This is a genomic window from Bacillus velezensis (assembly GCF_001461825.1).
In the GTDB taxonomy this organism is placed as follows: Bacteria; Bacillota; Bacilli; order Bacillales; family Bacillaceae; genus Bacillus; species Bacillus velezensis.
The window spans coordinates 1-22,278 of record NZ_LLZC01000020.1 but is presented as its reverse complement, the minus strand read 5'-3'; the positions used below and the strand labels follow the sequence as shown (position 1 = coordinate 22,278).

The following is a 22,278-nucleotide window of genomic DNA, read 5'->3' as shown; positions in this document are numbered from 1 at the left end:
ATATCTTCTAATGCAAACCTTTTCCCTCCTGAATCACCATTTCCTATTAAAAATCCTCTTTTTATCCAACTTGAAATTACTGATTGTCTTAACCCTATAATTTTGGCGTTAAGTTTGAGGTAGGAAAGATGTACTGTGAACAACAAGATTGGATATATTCAATTATGACTGAGGATGATATAAGAAAGGGATATAGCTTAAAAGGAACGACTTTTTCAAATCCTCTTGAACGGGGACAATATGATTCAGAAGGAAAGGCGTGTATTACTATGCAAGGGTTTATATATATGCTACATATAGAACTTTTAGATTTAATTGCAAATTCTTACGATTCTAGAAGAGGGGCTACGCCTAGAGAATTATGGGAAAGAGGAATGAAAGAAAATCCACAATTAAAATTTGGAACTATACAGTTAATGTTATTTGTCCCATACATAATTTGTATTTGGTTAATGAATGCCCAAGATGTAACAGTAAGATATCTCCGATAAGAAAAACATTAAAAAAATGTAACTGTGGATTTGAACTGAAATTGTTAGATCATGTAAAGGTAGAAGAGGGTTGTATTAGTTTTGTTCATTTTTTTTATAATTTATATTATGAAATTAAAACCTTTGATACTCAAATAGATGCGATATGGAACCTTAAATTTGTAGAATTACTTAATTTAATGATTACAATTTGGTTAAGGATAGGAGGGTATAATAAAGAGAAGAGGCCAATTGTTGATTTTTCAATGCAAAATGAAGTAACTATTAAAAAAAATCTGGGAGGATTATGGTGGATGTATTAATTACTGGGGCAAATAGGGGCTTAGGGCTTGGATTTGTCGAAGTTGGATTAGAAAAAGGGTACCGAGTTTTTGCTGGAGTCAGAGATCCGAATGAACAAAAAAGGACTCAATTAACCAAATTAAAAGAGAAAAATAGCAACCAGTTAGAAATTCTTCATTTAGATGTCACAGACGAGGAATCTGTTCGTGAAGCAGCTCGTAATGTAGGTGAAAGTCTTGATGTGATTATCAATAATGCTGCCATTCTTAATGGAAGGGGTACGTCTATTGAGGATCTTGATATAGAGGCTATCAAACTAGCATTTGATGTCAACACGTTAGGACCAGCCCGTGTGATTAAACATTTTCTACCTTTGCTGAAAAAGGGTGAGAATCAATCCATTATCAACATCTCGTCAGAAGGTGGTAGTCTAACAAATGCATATAGTGGTGATTATCCTTATGGATTGTCGAAAGCTGCCTTAAATATGTTGTCCGAGAAGCTCCATGTAGCATTAAAGAATGAAGGCATTCAAGTCCTTTCCGTCCATCCAGGGTGGGTAAGGACGGATATGGGAGGAATGATAGCCCCGACACATCCAAAAGAAACAGCAGAAGATATTTATAATCTCATTAATCGACAAGTTCGTATCGATAGTGAATTTGTTTTCGTTGACTATCAAGGGAAACCGATGAGCATTTGATGTAGCACCGTCTGGATGATCAAGAAAATGACTGCTGTATGATATAAGATATAAGTTGAAATTTAAGATTTATACACAAGCGTGCAGAGGCTGTTTGCCTTTCTGCACGCTATTAAATTGGAAAATGTAAAAAAATGATATATTGAGAACAGATCGCATCCTGAAATGCTACATGACATGATAAGAAGGACATAACTTTTTCCTCAAAAAATCGTGTCTTGACAACGGGGGCATTATTGAGTGTTTTTTTAAGTGATTCTGATTATTACTATCCAACCCGAAGGCTAAGGGCGGTGGGTTTAAACCACGACCTTTGAGCTGGAAAAATTTTAAGAATTTTGTTGATATAATCCTTAAATATAATATAATAGAATTATAGAAGCCAATATACATAAATAATTCTCAACATAAATTTTAATATTAATGAGGCAAGATCAAGACGTTGCATCAATTGTAACAAAGATAATATCGCAGCATAAAAACAATAACTTTTTAAGAGGTGCAATATGAAACCCTATACAAAATCAGTATTAGAGGATGGAGTTAATATAACACTTGATCAATTACTTGGAATTTATGCTAACGAGAAATCAAGGGGAGTTTACTTTACTCAATCCGATGGCTCTGAATTGTTTGAGTCTTATGAAAGTCTTTATTTTAATGCCAAATCCATCTTAGGGGCACTACAAAAGCAGGGATTTCAGAAGGGCTCTTATATTATCTTTCAGACAAACAATAATTTATTCTTTATAAGGTTGTTTTGGGGTTGTATTTTAGGAGGCATGATCCCCGTTCCTCTGTCTGTACCGCTAATTGCATCGCCTGACACTGAAGCTTTCAAGAAGTTAGTGAAAGTAAGTGAGCAGTTGCCGAATGCGTGGATAATTACTGATGAAAGAAATTTAAATACGTTTAGAGAAAGTTATGAAGCCAATAATTTGAAATACTTAGAGTATGAAACCTTAGCATGTAATATGGAAGAGGGGCAATGCGTTACAGTAGATTGTCAGGACTTAGCGTATATACAATATTCGTCTGGCAGCACAGGTAACCCTAAAGGAGTAAAATTAACACATGAAAATCTAGTTTATAATTTGGCACAGATAGTAGATCGTTTGAAACTAGACACAAATGATGTCATGGCTAGTTGGTTACCATTGACACATGATATGGGCTTGATCGGTTATCATTTAACTCCGATATTTGCGGGTATATCTCATTCCCTTCTAAATTCGGGTACATTTTTAAAGAAATCTTGGCTATATCTTCAAAAATGTGCGCAATTAAAAGCAACGGTGCTTGTAAGTCCGAATTTTGGATTAGACTGGATGATAAAGACTGTAAAGGATTCACATTTAGAAAATATTGATTTATCTAGTGTGCGAAACATAATGTGTGGTGCAGAACCAATATCAATGGATACCATTAGACGATTTTATGAAAAATTCTCGTCTTCTGGCTTGCGTGAAAATACGATCCATCAAGTCTATGGTATGGCAGAAGCTAGTCTGGCTGTTACTATTCCTGAAGAAGGACATAATAGAAGTGTATGTATTAACCGTCATAAAGCTCGTATTGGTCAAGAAGTGGAGTATATAGAAACGAAGGAGCCAAATGCAGCAGAGTTTGCCATAGTAGGAGAACCATTATATGAATTAGAAATATTGATTGTAGATGATGAAGACCACATCTTAGGGGAAAATTACATAGGCAATATAGTGATCAAGGGGAAAAATGTATTTGAGGGATATATGAATCATGATAGTTCCCCTTTTAATGAACAGGGCTTCTTCTGTACAGGAGATTTAGGACTTTTACGCAATGGAGAACTCATTGTAATGGGCAGAAAGAAGGATATTCTGTTTGTGAATGGTCAGAATTATTATGCTAGCGATATAGAAAATATGTTAACATTGGCGATCCCAGAGTTGTCTCAAGTCGTTGTGTGTGGTGTTCGCAATCCGTCATCGATCAGGGATGAAATTATAGTATTTGTACATAATCGAAAAGATGCCAAGGCATTTTTGCCACTTGCCCATCAAGTGCAGGATATGGTATTAGAACGGGTTGGAATAGCTGCAGATTATGTAATTCCAATAAAAACGATACCGAAAACAACAAGTGGAAAGGTGCAACGTTTTCTTTTAATAGAGCGATTTGAGAATCATGAGTTTGATGATGTTATCGCAATAGCTCCATATTATTATGAGAGTAGCAAGGAATCTGCAAAGAAGCCAGCATGGAACAAAGCGGAGATTGAAAATCAAATCGTTGAAATTGCAAAAGAAGTATTCTCTATCCCTTCTTTGAAAGTAGACGATACGATTTCTCGGATGGGAGTTAGTTCGTTAACGTTGATTCGTTTCCAGGATGAAATCAATCAACGATTTCAAGTTGAAATCCCCATTGTAAGCCTTTTCAAAATGTCTACTCTAGAACAAATAATTACGATTGTAGGGGAACAACTACAGGTAGAGGATGTCCAAACATCTGAATTAACAGGGAATAAAGACATGTGGTATGAGCCATTTCCGGTAACAGAAATACAAGGAGCCTATTTAGTTGGAAGACAAAATATTATGGAAATGGGCAACATCTCCACACATGCCTATTATGAGTTTGAAACAGAATTAGATATTAAACGCTTAAACGATGCATTGAATCGAGTTTTAGAGCGTCAGCTTATGCTGCGTACTATTTTTGATGATACAGGAATGCAAAAAGTTCGGCGTTCTAATTCTTCTTATGATATTTGTATTGAAGATTTACAAGACTTGTCTTTAGAGGATCAACAAAAACGTATATTGGAAAAAAGAAATCACAGGTCACATTTTGTTTTTCAACAAGATCATTGGCCATTATTTGAGTTGTCTGCATTTATTCTTGGCGAGAAGAAAAATTATCTCTTCCTGGATATTGACTTATTAATTGCTGATGGAGGCAGTTTATTAATTTTAATACAAGAGATAATGGATTATTATGAGAAACCGAATATGGAGATTGAACCTTTAACCTTTCAATTTTCAGATTATGTAAGGGCATTGGAGAGCTTTCGTGAATCTTCCGCCTATCAAAAAGCTCAAGACTATTGGCAAGCCAAAATAGAGGATTTTCCCTATGCACCTCAGCTACCATTAGTTTGTGAGCCAGAATTCATAGAGAGACCAATATTTCAGCGCATGGAGAAGAGTCTGACAACTCATGAATGGAATGTTGTGAAAGGCTTAGCAGCTCAGTATGGTGTAACACCATCTGTATTCTTATGTACAATTTATGCGGAAGTTTTGGGCAAATGGAGCAATCAATCCAGAATGGCACTTAATTTAACTTTATTTAATCGGCAGTCCTTTCATCCAGACGTAATGAAGTTAATTGGAGATTTCACATCAGTTTTACTGTTAGATATTGATTTGTCTGTTCATAGTGCTTTTTGGGAGAGAGCATCTATGGTTCAAGATATATTATTTGAAGCAGTAGACCATCGTTTTTATAGTGGTGTTGATGTTATACGAAATATTGCAAGTAAGAGAGAAATGACTAGTAAAGCGATTATGCCAATTGTATTTACTAGTATGTTATTCGATAAATCGGAATTTACAGATGTTCTGCCAAAATTAGGAAAAATAAAATACGGAATAAGCCAGACCCCTCAAGTATTTTTAGATTTCCAAGTCACGGAAAGAGACGGACAATTAATGATGACTTGGGATTATGCGAAGGATCTGTTTGATGAAGATATGATCAGTGCCATGTTTGAAACGTATCAACTTCGATTGCAGCAAGTTATAGACAATAATCTTTCATCTATGCCGCTGCCTGTAACACAGTCTGAACTACTGCTTGATTACAATGATACACAAGGAGATTATGAAGGGGATTTACTGCAAAGATTAATAGACCAGCAATGCCAGAAGACGCCAGATGCTATTGCAGTCAAATTAGGACAAGATACATTGACCTATGGCGAGTTGGCGAGAAAATCCAATCAGGTCGCTCGCTATTTAGCAGAACAAAACTATGCGCACAATTCTTATATTGGAGTTTGGGCAGAGAGACGAATCGAGACCATTGTAAATACGGTGGGTATTTTAAAAGCCGGCCATGCTTATATTCCTGTGAATCCGGAACATCCTGAGGAAAGAATAAAATATATCGTGGAACATAGTGATATCAAGCTGATGATTCATCCGGATTTATATGAAAAAGAGAACCTGTCCACCTATAACGATGGCGCCTTAGAACTGTTAGAAGGCTGCCAGCAGGATAAAGCCTATGCTATCTATACGTCAGGAAGTACTGGACATCCTAAGGGTGTTGTGATCACCCATGAAGCAGTAGTGAATACATTATTAGATATTAATAAGAAATTCAAAGTAGGTAGCGAAGATAAAATCATAGCCCTATCATCGATGAGCTTTGATTTATCCGTCTATGATATTTTTGGAGCACTCATTAGTGGAGCCCAGTTAGTATTAATTCCAGATCTTTTAGATATGAGTAGCATTCACCAGATCATGATCGAAGAAGAAATCACGATATGGAATTCGGTTCCGGCCATTATGGATATGTATCTGGAAAGCACAAAACAAGACACAGTGCGGAGATCTGCAGCAGAGCGCTTACGTATGGTGATGCTAAGTGGAGACTGGATTTCTCTTGGTTTGCCGGAGAAAATCAAAACAAGAATGCCAAAAGCACAAGTGATCGGGTTAGGTGGAGCAACGGAAGGCTCTATATGGTCCATCTATTTCCCAATCACAGAAGTGAAGCCAGAGTGGAAAAGTATCCCTTATGGATATCCGTTGAAAAATCAACAAATTTACGTACTGGATGATTGTGGAGAAGAATGCCCGGTAGGCGTTCCAGGAGAACTGCATATTGGTGGAAAAGGAGTCGCCGCAGGTTATCTCAATGAAGAAGAGAAGACGAAGGCCGCCTTTATCAACCATAGATTAGGGTATCTGTACAAAACAGGTGATTATGGTGTCATGCGTCAGGAAGGATATGTAGACTTCCTTGGAAGAAAAGATAGTCAAGTAAAGATACGTGGACATCGTGTCGAACTGGGAGAAATAGAACACTGTATCAATCATTTGCCAAATATTCACCAGTCCGTAGTCGCTGATTATAGTGATTCACATGGAGAGAAGCAGCTGTGTGGGTATATTGTTGCAGATGAGACAGTAGAATTGGCAGAAATAAAAAGAGAGTTAGCAAAATATCTGCCTGATTATATGATCCCGGCACAATTCATACAGGTAGATGAGATTCCACTATCTGCAAATGGTAAGGTAGATCGTAAATTATTGCCGAACCCGGAAAAATATATTGAAGAAAGTAAGATGATAAGGGGTTATGAGGCACCAAAGACCCAGACGGAAAAATTGGTAGTAGAGGCATTTGAACATGTACTTGGTATGGAAAGAGTAAGTGTAAATGACAATTTCTTTGATTTGGGTGGAGATTCGATTAAGGCTATCCATATTCTAAACAAGATAAGAGAAGCTGGATACGATAGCTCCATGCGAAATCTTTTGATGGAGAGAACACCGAAGCTAATAGCCATGAATTTATCCACGAAAAAAGAAATTATACCTGCGGAGCAAGGAGAAATAAGTGGTGAGATTTCACTGACACCAATTCAAAACTACTTCTTCGCACAAAATATGATGAATCCTGAACATTTTAATGTATGCCAAGTGTTTAAGGTTCGTGAAAAACTAAATGTCCTGGCACTACAAAAAGCTTTGTCTGCGTTAGTACAGCATCATGATATGTTGAGAGCTACGTACAAAGATAAGAAACAGGTTATAGGGAAAGTAGAAGATAAGAAATGGTACGGCTTTACAACAATAGCATGTGAATCTGAAGAGATTCAGGAAAAAATTAAGACAACGAAAGTAAAGATGGATTTGGCGGAAGGACCATTATTGCAGGCTGTTTTATTTAGTACGCCGGAGCAAGATTATATGATGTTGCTAGCTCATCATATGATAATGGATGTGATTTCCTGGCGAATTTTAAGTGAGGATTTGGAGAAGGGCTACTCTCAAGCTTTGAATCAGAAAGAGATAACATTACCAGCTAAAACCGTTTCCTTTAAAGTATGGAGCGAAGGATTAGCTCGTTACAGCCAGAGTGAAAAGTTAAAGAGAAGGATAGCTTACTGGTCAGAGTTAGAAAATAAATTGGTTGATGGCAAGTTAAAAGAAGATAGCACTGATGATAAATTCGAACCAAAGACAGCCGTGGTATGTCTTAATTCCACGATCACAGAAAAGTTATTAAAAGAAAGTGCACATGCTTATAATACAGAGATTAATGACTTACTTGTAACAGCACTGGGACGTGCGGTAAACAAAGTAACAGGTCAGAGAACGCTTGCTATACAGATGGAAGGACATGGTCGTGAAGAAACAGTAGGGTCTTTTGATTTAGGTAGGACAATAGGATGGTTCACTAGTATATATCCCGTAGTTTTAGAAGAGTTAGGCACTAATATTGCTCAGGATATTCGAAATACGAAAGAGAACCTACGACGTGTGCCAGCACATGGAATTGATTATGGCCTCATAAAGTATGCAGACATGGTTAATTCAGAAGAAATGGATGTGGAAGTGGCACCAGATATATCATTTAATTATCTTGGAGAACTAGGAACAAAGAAAGAATCTGGCGATCCATATTTTGAGTTTTCACAACTGGGTTATGGACAGGATACGGATCCTCGCAATCAATTTGGACCATCCATTAACGTCATAGGTCATGTGCAAAATGGTAGTTTATCTATGACAGTAACCTGCAACAGCAGTCGTTATTTAGCTGAGAGAATTGAGCAAATAGGAAAAGCATATGAAGAAGAACTGATAGCGGTCGCAGAACATTGCTCCCATGCACAGAAGAGTGAGTCAACGGCAAGTGATTTTGGTGAGAGGGTATGGAAAGATAGCGAATTTTGTTATGTACAGGAAGCTGCCAAAAACCGCGGCGAAGAAGTTCAACGTATCTATCCTTTGGCTCCTGTGCAAGAGGGAATGCTCTATGAGAAGCTTTTGGATGAATCCTCTACGAAGTATGTTGTTCAGCAGACGTTGCGATTGACGGAAGTAGATGTAGAGAAGATGCACAAAGCTTTTGAATCTCTAGCAACACAGCATGATATTTTACGTACAAAGATCTGTTATCGGGGAGTAAGTGTGCCAAGACAAGTTGTATTGAAAGAAAGAAATCTGGAATTTAATTATATGGAAGTAGATAATGAATCCGATTATCTTGATTTAAAGGAACAAGATGTAAAACGTGGATTTGATTTAGAAGAAGATACACTAGTTCGTATGAATCTGATAAAAATAAACAATAGTGGATATCGGTTGATCATGACGAACCATCATATTATTTTAGATGGTTGGTGTTTGCCAATTTTGCGTAGAGATTTGTTTAATGCGTATATGGCAACAGACGAAGAGTGTTTAAAAATACCTAATAAGACTGCTTCTAATAAAATGGGCAGCTATGAAAAATTTGTAGATTATTTAAATGAAAAAGATAAAGAGCCGAGCCTTAAATATTGGGAAGACCTTCTTCAAGGATATGAGACAAGGGCTGATATTCTACATATGGGTCGTCCAGAAGAAACAGAAGAAGAGAGTCAGAGTCAAGAGTTTAAGTTAAGCTTGGGGGTAACCGAACAAGCAGAAGCGGTATGTGCCAAGTACGATGTAACATTGAACACGCTAGTAGAAGCTTGTTGGGGCGTTTTATTGGAAAAATACAACTCAACCAATGATGTCGTTTTTGGAAAGGTTGTATCTGGTAGAAATGCAGAGATTGAAGGTATTGAAGAAATCGTTGGTTTATTTATCAATACAATACCTGTACGTATATCGACAACAAACGAAGACACATTTGCCGATTTGTTGAAATCATTACAGGACCAAGCAATTGCTGCAAATGATCACGATTTTCTTTCTTTAGCAGAAATACAGAATCGTACTTTATTAGGAAGGAATCTAATTGGAACCTTATTCTTCTTTGAAGGCTATCAAGGAACAAGTATCAATATTGATGGCAAATTAAATGTGGAATCTGAATATTACCGCGAACAAATCGGGTATGACTTGGGAATGACAGCATTTAAGAGTGATCGTCTTCATTTTAGAATTCTATTCAGTACAAAGCTATATAACAAGGAAGAAATAAACATTATCGGTTCCCATTTGCAAAGACTTATGGAACAAGCAATTGCAGCACCACACACGAAATTAACCGAATTAGGCATGACAAATGAAGCGGAAGAAATGAAAGAATTAGTACAGTTTAACGCAACGGATCGTGACTATCCAAGAGACAAGACCATTGTCCAATTATTTGAGGAACAAGTAGCAAGAACACCCCATAATACAGCAGTGGTATGCGGGAATGAGCAATTGAGTTACGCTGAATTAAATGCTCGTGCCAATAAACTTGCATTAAGGTTACGACGGGAATACCATGTCCAGCCTGATGATTTTGTTGCGATTATAGCAGAAAGAAGTATTGAGATGGTGGTCGGATTATATGCCATCCTGAAGTCGGGTGCAGCATATGTACCAATTGACCCGTTTTATCCAGAAGAACGCATCGAGTATATATTGGAAGATAGCCAGCCGAAAGCGGTTTTAATTGGTCATGGAAAGTATAATATTTCCCCTGAAAAGGTTGTCGACTTATATAGTGCAAGCAATTATGAAGAAGGTGCAGAGAATCCTGAACATGTAAATACTCCTCATGATCTTATTTATCTGGTTTATACATCGGGTACAACAGGAAAACCAAAAGGAGTTATGGTAGAGCATCGGAATATAGTCAATCAGCAGATGTGGACACAAAGAGAATATCCATTACACGAGGGAGAATCTCTTTTAATGAAGACCACTTGTGCCTTTGATGTTTTTGCCTGGGAAGTATTTTGGTGGATGTTAGCGGGTGGTAAACTTGTTATTTTGCAACAAGGAGACGAAAGACAAAGTGATAAGATCATCAAGGTAATTCAGGATTATAAAGTCAATGCAATCCAGTTCGTTCCTTCAATGTTCAATATGTTCTTAGAAGAATTAGATATGAGCAAAGAGAGAATAAATACGCTACGTTATATCATTAATATTGGTGAGAAACTGAATGCAGAAAGTGTGAGACATTATAATCAATTAAGGGAAAAAGGACAAGTAAGAGCAGAACTACTGAATCTCTATGGTCCAGCAGAAACTACAGTTAATTCCAGTGGATATCATTGTCCAACAGACTTAAATGTAGATAAAGTATGGATTGGTAAGCCTATTAGTAATACACAAATTTATATATTATCAAATGAAAAAATAGCCGGAATAGGTGTACCAGGGGAATTATGTATTGCAGGAGAAAGTGTGTCGCGTGGATACTTAAATCGTGAAGAATTGACAGCACAGAAATTTATTAAAAATCCTTTTGGTTCAGGAATGATGTATAAAACAGGTGATCTGGCACGGTGGATACCGGATGGAAATATTGAGTACCTTGGCCGTATAGATGATCAGGTTAAGATAAGAGGTTTCAGAATCGAACCAGGAGAAATTGAAAGTACTTTGATGGAACTCGAAGGAGTTAGTGGAGCAGCCGTTGTAGTACGACAAGACAAGCAAGGAGAAAAATATCTGTGTGCTTATGTAGTCGTTCATACAGAAGTAGAAAAATTAGACGAAGATACAATCAAGAGTGAATTACGCAAGAAGTTACCAGACTATATGGTTCCTTTATATATTATTCGAATTGACCAAATTCCATTAAGTCATAATGGAAAGCTGGACAAAGCGGCACTACCAGAACCAGAATACAAGTCTAAGGAATATGCAGCACCAACAAATAGAGAAGAGAAGTTAGTAGTTGAAGCATTTGAGAAAATCCTAGGAGTAACAGAAATTAGTGTCCATGATAGCTTTTTTGACTTGGGTGGTCATTCACTGAAAGTTACATTATTGTGTAATGAATTAGAAAAGACAATCGGTATAAAACTGAAGCTTAGTGAAATATTTGCTTTATCTACACCCAAACGTATTGCAGAAAGAATTGGAAGTTTACAATATGATAGTTTTTCGGAAATACCGAAAATAGCTAAAGCAGAGTTCTATCCTATGAGTTCTGTTCAAAAGCGACTTTATCTTCTCAATGAGATAGTAGGTCCTAGTATTTCCTATAACATTTCGAATGTCATAAAATATGAAAACACTCTGGATAAAGAGCAGCTACAGGGAGCGTTAGATAAACTCTTAGAGAGAGAAGAAGTATTGAGAACCAGCTTCCATCTTATTAATGGAGAGCCAGTTCAAGTGATTCAACCAGATGCGAGAGTAGTATTAGAATACAAAGAAGCAGATACACTAGATATTCAAGATGAATATGATCGTTTTGTTTGCCCATTTGATTTATCCAAAGCACCTTTGATGCGGGTTAAGTTACTACAGACGCCACAAGCTTCATACTTGATGCTGGATATTCATCATATTGTTTCTGATGGAGAAAGTCTGCCTATTATGATGAACTGGATAAGCGAGTTATATGAAGGAAATACTTTATCAATGCCAAGGGTTCATTATAAAGATTTCTCTGCTTGGCAAATGACTCAGGATATTACGAAGCAGGCGGCATATTGGAAGAACGAGTTCTCAGGCGAAATTCCAATACTAAATTTGAATACAGATTTCCAACGTCCTAAGAAAAAGAGCTTCAATGGAGCCGACGTAAAAACTAAGATTGAAGAACCAGTTTTTATGGAAATAAAAGAATTAGCGAAGAAGCATGGTGCTACGGAATTCATGATTATGTTATCAACCTTTATGCTTCTATTGAGCAAGTACAGTCAACAGGAAGAAATTATAGTCGGAACTCCTGTATCAGGTAGAACCCACGTTGATACACAAGACATGCTGGGGATGTTTGTAAACTCCTTGGCTATCAAAGGAAATGTGAAACAAGAGGAGAGTTTTGAACAAGTATTGCTAGGAGTAAAAGAAAAATGTCTTCTTGCGTACGATAATCAGGACTTTCAATATGAAGACTTGGTTGAGGCAGTAGATGTAAAGAGAGATTTATCAAGAAATCCATTATTTGATGTAATGTTTATGATGCCAGAGAGTGAAATTATGTCTGGTTCAAAGAGCATTATGAGTGGAACATGGGTACCAATGGAAGGAAAAGTAGCTAAGTTTGATCTGAATTTAATGGTAATACACACATCAGAGGGTTATGTGGTCAATTTAGAGTATTCTACAGATTTATTTAAACAGGAAACGATAAAGCAAATGTTGGATGATTATGTTTCATTGCTTTCAGAAGTTGTCAAGAATCCAGAAGATCGTTTGCAAAAGCTACTTAAGAAAGAGGATGTTAAGAAAGAGGAGAAAGATTCGACCCAAGCAGAGCTTGATAATCATGCCAATCTTTTGGCACGGCAAGTTTCAGATTTGATGAAAGCATTGCATCAAAGAGATCAAGCCTACTGGAAGAAGAAAGTAGGTGATTTCCCGGATGCACCACAGTTACCGCTTCTTTCTAATGGGAGTGCTGTAAACAACGCAACAGTAAAACGTTTAGAAACGAAAATTTCTGCAAAAGACTGGGCGATTGTGAGAAACAAAGCTTTGGATAACAGAATTGCACCATCTGCGTTATTGTGCACAATATATGCGGAAGTTCTATTTAAATGGAGCAATCAATCCAATATGGCACTTAGCTTAAATCTGTTTAGTAATCAGCCTTTTCATCAAGATGGAATGTCGCTGATGGGGGATTTTGTATCAAAATTGTTGTTGGATATCGATTTATCATCTCACAGACCATTTTGGGAAAGAACTACTGAGATTCAGAATCGGTTATTTGAAGCGTTAAACCACAGATTTTACAGTGGGGTTGATTTCCTGCGTGATCTGGCTGAACATCGTGGTCAAGAAGCTCAAGCTATAATGCCAATTATATTTACAAGCATGCTTCGTGGCGAAGTGGATTCTTTCAATGCCAATATAGGTAGTAGGGGAGAATTGAAATACGGAATAAATCAGGCCCCTGAAGTATTTTTGGACTTCCAAGTTGCGGAAAGCGACGGACAATTAATGATGACTTGGGATTATGTGGAGGATTTGCTTGATGAAGATATGATCCGTGCCATGTTTGAAACGTATCAACTTCGATTGCAGCAAGTTATAGACAATAATCTTTCATCTATGCCGCTGCCTGTAACACAGTCTGAACTACTGCTTGATTACAATGATACACAAGGAGATTATGAAGGGGATTTACTGCAAAGATTAATAGACCGGCAATGTCAGAAGACGCCAGATGCTATTGCAGTCAAATTAGGACAGGATACATTGACTTATGGCGAGTTGGCGAGAAAATCCAATCAGGTCGCTCGTTATTTAGCAGAACAAAACTATGCGCACAATTCTTATATTGGCGTTTGGGCAGAGAGACGAATCGAGACCATTGTAAATACGGTGGCTATTTTAAAAGCCGGCCATGCTTATATTCCTGTGAACCCGGAACATCCTGAGGAAAGAATAGAATATATCGTGGAAAATAGTGATATCAAGCTCATGATTCATCCGGATTTATATGAAAAAGAGAACCTTTCCACCTATAACGATGGTGCCTTGGAATCGCTAGAAGGCTGCCAGCAGGATAGAGCCTATGCTATCTATACGTCAGGAAGTACTGGACAGCCTAAGGGCGTTGTGATCACCCATGAGGCAGTAGTGAATACACTATTAGATATTAATGAGAGATTCAAAGTAGGCAGCGAAGATAAAATCATTGCCCTATCATCGATGAGCTTTGATTTATCTGTCTATGATATTTTTGGAGCACTCATTAGTGGAGCCCAGTTAGTATTAATTCCCGATCTCTTAGATGTGGCCAGCATTCATCAGATCATGATCGAAGAAGAAATCACGATATGGAACTCGGTTCCGGCCATTATGGATATGTATCTGGAGAATACAAAACAAGATACAGTGCAGAGATCTGCAGCAGAACGCTTACGTAGGGTGATGCTAAGTGGAGACTGGATTGCTCTTGGTTTGCCGGAGAAAATCAAAACAAGAATGCCAAAAGCACAAGTCATCGGGTTAGGTGGAGCAACAGAAGGCACTATATGGTCCATCTATTTCCCAATCACAGAAGTGAAGCCGGAGTGGAAAAGTATCCCTTATGGCTATCCGTTGAAAAATCAACAAATTTATGTACTGGATGAATGGGGAGAGGAATGCCCGATAGGCGTTCCAGGAGAACTGCATATTGGTGGAAAAGGAGTCGCCGTAGGTTATCTCAATGAAGAAGAGAAGACGAAGGCCGCCTTTATCAACCATAGATTAGGGTATCTGTACAAAACAGGTGATTATGGTGTCATGCGTCAGGAAGGATATGTAGACTTCCTTGGAAGAAAAGACAGTCAAGTAAAGATACGTGGACATCGTGTCGAACTGGGAGAAATAGAACACTGTATCAATCATTTGCCAAATATTCACCAGTCCGTAGTCGCTGATTATAGTGATTCACATGGAGAGAAGCAGCTGTGTGGGTATATTGTTGCAGATGAGACAGTAGAATTGGCAGAAATAAAAAGAGAGTTAGCCAAATATCTGCCTGATTATATGATCCCGGCACAATTCATACAGGTAGATGAGATTCCACTATCTGCAAATGGTAAGGTAGATCGTAAATTATTGCCGGACCCGGAAAAGAATATTGAAGAAAGTCAGATGATCAGGGGTTATGAGGCACCAAGGACCCAGACGGAGAAATTGGTAGTAGAGGCATTTGAATATGTACTTGGTGTGGATAGAGTAAGTGTAAACGACAATTTCTTTGATTTGGGTGGATACTCGCTTAATGTAATCCGGCTGTGTAATGAATTAGAGAAGAGTGCAGGGGTAAGGTTACCACTTAGAGAAATTTTTGATTTAGTTACACCAAAAAATATTGCAGAACAAATTAAAAACTCAAAGGTTGTAAATACGTTTGAAGAAATACCAGAAATAGCAGAAGCAGAAAGCTATTCTATAAGTTCAGCTCAAAAGAGACTTTATCTTTTAGACCAACTAACAGGTCCTGGTACAACTTATAATATTCCTTTAGTAATCAAGCTTAAAGTTAAACCAGACAATGAGCGACTTCAGAGAGCATTGGATCAATTAGTAGAGCAAGAGGAAATTTTGAGGACAAGCTTCCATATAGTGAATGGTGAGCCAATTCAAAAAATTTCTTCAGATGCAAGAATTGTGCTGGAGCACAGTGAAGTTAATACAGCAGATTCACAGTATATCCAGGATGAATATAATACTTTCGTCCAACCATTTGACCTGTCAAAATCACCACTAATGCGTGCAAAAATACTGGATACTCCAAATGATTCATACTTATTTTTGGATATTCACCATATTTTATGTGACGCAGAAAGCATGCCGATTATGCTCTACAAAATACAAGAGTTATATGAAGGAAGAGAATTGTTAACACCACGAGTACAGTATAAAGACTTTTGTGTTTGGCAAAATGCTAGAGATATAACAGAACAGGCAGCGTACTGGAAGAAAGAATTTTCTGGTGATATACCAGTCCTGGATTTAATCATGGATTATCCACGCCCTCATAAACAAAGTTTTAGAGGTGCTAATTTCCGAACACAGGTAGAAGAAAACACGAGTATTCAAGTAAAAGAGTTAGCGAAGAAGTATGGTGCAACTGAGTTTATGGTTTTGTTATCCATCTTTTTCTCTATGTTAGGAAAATACAGTCGACAGGAAGAAATTATAGTAGGAACTCCAATATCGGGACGAAACCATACGGATACCCGAAATATGTTGGGCATGTTTGTAAACACTCTGGCAATCAAAGGGAATGTCTGCTCCGATGATTCATTTGAGGATGTATTATTAGGTATAAAAGAGAAATGTTTACAGGCATACGATAACAAGGATTATCAGTTCGAGGATTTAGTTGAAGCAGTGGGAGTAAAGAGAGATTACTCAAGAAACCCAGTATTCGATGTGATGTTTGTATTGCAGGACGATGAGAGAGAGAGTTATTCGGATCGAATTCAATTTGGAACGAGGGAATCCGTTGAAGGAAGTATTTCTAAATTTGATCTTACCTTAACCATGATAAGTGATTCAGAAGGCTATAAGATTGATTTTGAATATTCTACAGACTTATTCAAACCAGAAACGATCGAGTACATGGCAAAACACTTCTTAACACTAATTGAAGGAGTTTTAATGTCTCCGGAAAAGAAGCTGCAGGATATTGCCATGGTAGATATGAACGAAGAAGCAAAAATATTGGATGAGTTCAATATGACGGATGCAGAATACCCTGATAATAAGACGATTGTGCAGTTACTTGAAGAGCAGGCTGCCAGAATACCTAATAGTATAGCAATTACATTTAATGGACAACAGCTGACCTATGCACAATTAAATGAACGGGCGAATGCTCTGGCAAGAAAGCTTCGTAAGGACTATAACATTCAACCCAATGACTTTGTGGTGATCTCAACAGAGAAGTGTTTGGAGATGGTGGTGGGTATATACGCTATTTTAAAGGCTGGAGCAGCTTACGTACCGGTTGATCCATCTTATCCAGAGGAAAGAATTAATTATATCATTAATGACTGTAAACCAAAGGTCGTATTATGCGGTACAAAAGAACCTGAAGCTGACATTCCTATCATGAATCTTCATGATGAGGCAAATTATAAAATGGAATGCAGTAACCTTGTCCATGTAAATCAATCAAGTGATTTGATGTATGTAATTTATACCTCTGGTACGACTGGCAGGCCTAAGGGTGTTATGGTTCAGCATGTAAATGTAGTGCGATTACTTAAGAATGACAAGTTTAAGCTTGATTTCTATGAAAATGATATTTGGGTTCAATTCCATTCTTATTGTTTTGATGTTTCGGTTTGGGAAATATTCGGATGCCTATTAAATGGAGCAAAGCTTGTAATTCCTTCTGAAGATACGGTAAAAGATGGATATGCTTTTGGAGAGCTTTTGCAAAAAGAAGCGGTAACAATCTTATGCCAGGTACCTTCGCCATTTTATGCGTTGATCGATGCAACGACAGGACAAACAATAAATAGTTTACGATATGTTATTTTTGCAGGAGAGGCACTTTATCCAACACATTTGAAGAAATGGCATGAGAACAATAGGCATTGTCGTCTGGTTAATATGTACGGGCCTACAGAGACCACGGTATACGCTACTTATCGCGATATTGATGCTGAAGCCATCGAGAAAGGAATTAGCGACATAGGAAAGCCACTTCCAACATTGAAGATTTATATGTTAAATGGAAATGAACTTTGTGGAATTGGAGTTCCAGGTGAGTTATGTATAACAGGTGAGGGTGTATCTCAAGGATATTTAAATCGACAAGACCTGACAGACGAGAAGTTTGTACACAACCCATTTGGATCCGGAAAGATGTATCGGACAGGTGATTTGGCACGTTGGTTACCTAACGGAAACATTGAATATATTGGACGGATGGATGACCAAGCAAAAATCAGAGGATATCGTATTGAACCACGAGAAGTAGAAAGCCGTTTATTGGAGCTTGAAGGCATAAATGAAGCTGTAGTCATAGTGCGAGAAGACAAAAGGAATGAGAAATTCCTGTGTGCCTATGTAATAACTGAGACAGAAATAGAAGAAAAGGACGTTAAGATCAAGTTAAGTAAAGTATTACCAGATTACATGGTGCCTGCACATATTATTTCGGTTGATGCGATTCCGCTGACAAGTAACGGGAAACTTGACAAAGCCTCTTTACCACAGCCGCAGTATAAGTCAAAGGAATATATTGCACCACGAAATGAATATGAAACTCTGATCGTGCAGGCATTTGAGAACATTCTAGATATTGAAAAAGTCAGTGTAACTGATAGCTTCTTTGATCTAGGGGGATCGTCACTGAAAGCAGTGCTCTTGTGCAATGAATTGGAGAAGGCCATAGGAGTAAGATTGTCAATTAGAGATGTTTTTACTTTTGGTACGCCCGAGCAGATAGCGGGAAATATCGAGTCGATTGAGAACGAGATGTTTGTGGCAATAGAACAAGCTTCAGCAGCTGAATACTACCCTACAAGTTCAGCTCAGAAACGACTCTATCTTCTAGACGAGATGACCGGACCTAACATTAACTACAACGTATCGGATGTCTATGCCTACGAAGAACCGCTGGATAAAGAAAGGCTACAGAAGGCTTTGGATAAGCTGTTACAGCAAGAAGAGATACTGCGAACTAGTTTCCATGTTGTGGACGGTGAACCCATTCAAACGATTTCTCCAGACGCAAGGGTTTTAATAGACTACAGCGAAGTGGACGAAATAGATGTACAAACAGAATACGATAAATTTATACAACCGTTTAATTTATCCGAAGCACCGTTGATGCGTGTGAAATTAATGAAGACAACAACGGCATCCTATCTATTTGTTGATATTCATCACATTATATGTGATGGAGAAAGCCTGCCAGTTATACTGCATCAGGTGAACGAATTTTATGAAAATGATGAAACTGATCATGAATAAGAGGAGAACTTATGAATAAAAATTCTAACCGAATCCAGTATAAAGATTTCAGCGTATGGCAGAATTTTTATGATATCTCAAAACAGGAAGAATATTGGAGGAGGGAATTCGCTGGTGAAATTGCCAGGGTGGATTTGAAGACGGATTTCCTCCGTCCTCAAATCCAGTCTTTCAGGGGAGCCAATGTTGTAGCAAAGGTAAAAGAGCCATTAAGCTCAGGGGTTAAAAATCTAGCCCTAAAGCATGGTGCTACTGAATTTATGGTTACCCTATCTGTGTTCATTTTATTATTAGCCAAATATAGTCGCCAAAAGGATATTATTGTAGGAACTACCGTGTCAGGCCGAGTTCATGCAGATACTAAGGGTATGTTGGGGATGTTTGTCAATACTCTGGTGATCAAGGGAGAAGTTAGTCCGGATGAGACCTTTGAGCATTTGATATTAGCTGTGAAGGAGAAGTGTCTGCAGGCTTATGATAACCAAGAATACCAATTTGAAGATTTAGTTGAAGCCGTAGAGAAGAAAAGAGATCTCTCAAGAAATCCGATATTTGATTTTATGTTCGGATTAAAAGAAAAGAAAAAACCGACGGAAATGCAAGGCCTATTGGGCGGAAAAAGTGCATTTATTAAAAGAAATGTTTCAAAGTTTGACTTATCCGTTCTGGTTGAATGTGTGTCAGAAGGGTATGAAATTGATTTTGAGTATTGCATAGATTTATTCAAACAAGAAACGATTGAATATATGGCAAGGCATTATGTAACGCTGCTTGAGGAAGCAGTAACACATCCAGAAAAAAAACTTAAAGATTTGCATATGCTTGATATCAGGGAACAAGAGAAGATATTGGTTGATTTCAATGCAACGAATGTAGAATACTCTCGAGAACAAACAGTTGTCAGCTTATTTGAGAATCAGGTAGAGAAAACAGCAGAACATATTGCACTTAAATTTGATGATAAACAGATGACATATGCCGAGCTGAATGAGAGAGCAAATCAGTTGGCGCGTACTCTTCGGGATTTAGGAGTAGTTCCAAACGATTTGGTGGCTCTAGTTACAGAGCGTAGCATGGAAATGATTGTAGGAATATTAGCAATCATCAAGGCAGGGGGAGCTTATGTACCCATCAATCCGGAATATCCAGATAATAGAATTCACTATATGCTGGAGGACAGTAGTCCAAAGATTGTATTGACGTATAAGAATAAGCTGCCAGGGAAGGTAGGGATTCCGGTATTAGATTTAGAAGATGAGAATAATTATGCTAATGAAACGGACAATCTTTTGCATGTTAACAGGTCTAATGATTTAGTGTATTGTATCTACACTTCTGGTACAACTGGAAACCCTAAAGGAGTTTTAATTGAACATCGAAATGTGGTCAATATGTGGGTCACATATAAGGAAACATTTGCACTGAACGACAAGGATACGGTGCTGCAATTTGCAAATGTATCTTTTGACCAAGCGGTGGGAGATATCTTCCCTGCACTATGCAATGGTGCGGCATTATGCATTGTACCAAAACATTTAACCTATGATATGGAGCAACTACAAAAATATATCGATCGAAATAATGTTACAACAGCTTCATTGACACCTAAGTTAATAGACGGGTTGTGTGTTGACGCATTACCGACGCTTCGTTTGCTGGAGTCAGGTGGAGAGGCAGGTCGTCTAGAAACTTTAAAAGAATGGGCGAAAAAGGTAGAAGTGCTAAACACATATGGTCCTACAGAATCTACTGTAAATGCAACTAGTTTTAGAGTGAATACAGACTCTACTTCCATTACCATTGGACGTCCGATTGCAAATACAAAGGTATATCTTCTAAATGAAATGGAGCTATGCGGTATTGGAATACCTGGCGAGTTGTGCATTGCAGGAGATGGTTTAGCAAGAGGTTATTTGAATCAGCCAGAATTGACAGATAAGAAGTTTATTCAAAATCCCTTCGGTGAGGGAAAACTGTACCGTACAGGAGATTTAGCACGTTGGCAGCCAGATGGAAATATAGAGTATTTAGGCCGTATAGATGAACAAGTGAAAGTCCGTGGTTACAGGATAGAGTTAGGGGAAATTGAAAGTGTATTAAGAAAACAGAGTAACATCACGGATGCTGTCGTTGTTGTAAAAGAAGTTGGAAACGATGAAATTCTCTGTGCATATCTCATTGGAGAGAAGGGTCAAGAATTAATTATACCCGAAATTAAGGAAGCGATAAGAGAAGAAGTAACAGAGTATATGATTCCTGCCTTTATGATACAGATCGATGAATTTCCACTAACCATAAATGGAAAGCTGGATAAAACTAGGTTGCCAGAGCCAGATATGTTAGAAAGCTCGAAATACGTACCACCAAGTAATAAGACGGAGCAAGCAATCGTAGATGTATTTGAGGAAATTCTAGGAATATCTCCAGTCGGCATAGAGGATAGTTTCTTTGAACTGGGAGGACATTCGTTAAAAGCGACGGCAGCCATTAATGCCATCGAGAAGAAGACAGGGATTCGTTTGCCAGTCAAAGATATATTTAGTTTACCAACTCCTGTCATGTTGTCGAGAAAGATTGAGGCCGCGGGAGAAGGCGAATATAGTCCAATACCACAAGCAGAACAGAGAGAAGCTTATCCAGCATCCTCTACACAGAAACGATTGTTTATTCTGGATCAGATGGAAGGCAACAGTACTGCATATAACATGGCGTCAGCGCTAGAAGTAACGGGTAACCTTGATTTAGAAAAAATACAACAAGCCATAGATCGTCTGATTAAGCGTCATGAGTCGCTGCGAACAAGTTTTGTAATGACCGAAGAAGGAGCATATCAAGTCATTGCAGACGAGGTATTCTACCAAGTGGAATATGAAGAGACCGACAGCTACAGTGACGCTGACATGGAACAATTTGTACGCCCGTTTGACATCGGAACAGCACCGCTCATGCGTTTTAAAGTAGTCAAAGAAAGAAATCGGAACAACTATATTTTACTATTTGATATGCACCATATTATTTCCGATCATCAGACGCTAAATCTATTAATCGAAGATTTCTCACGATTGTATAACGGTGAAGAATTACAACCACTTGAACTACAATACAAAGATTATAGTGAATGGATGCGTGGCAGAAACCTGGAGAGTCAGAGAAACTATTGGAAAGAAGTATTTAAAGAAGAGGCACCGGTTTT

The 22,278-nt window shown here is 37.9% G+C and carries 4 protein-coding genes; all 4 read left to right on the top strand.

From position 1 onward, the window contains the following. Nucleotides 1-128: 128 nt before the first annotated feature. On the top strand, nt 129-491 hold the full coding sequence (locus tag AR442_RS20485; RefSeq protein WP_029972814.1) for a hypothetical protein: 363 nt from the start codon (nt 129-131) through the stop codon (nt 489-491). Between the two features lie 289 nt (nt 492-780). Further along, nucleotides 781-1,476 (top strand): SDR family oxidoreductase, encoded by a 696-nt coding sequence (locus tag AR442_RS15130; RefSeq protein ID WP_014418997.1) that lies wholly within the window; start codon nt 781-783, stop codon nt 1,474-1,476. Nucleotides 1,477-1,982: 506 nt separating this feature from the next. Continuing rightward, nucleotides 1,983-19,085: a non-ribosomal peptide synthetase gene (locus tag AR442_RS15125; protein WP_053285367.1), complete on the top strand. Its 17,103-nt coding sequence runs from the start codon at nt 1,983-1,985 to the stop codon at nt 19,083-19,085. Between the two features lie 11 nt (nt 19,086-19,096). Further along, nucleotides 19,097-22,278 (top strand): non-ribosomal peptide synthetase (locus AR442_RS20995; RefSeq protein WP_157843470.1); only part of this gene is annotated, 3,182 nt, incomplete at its 3' end.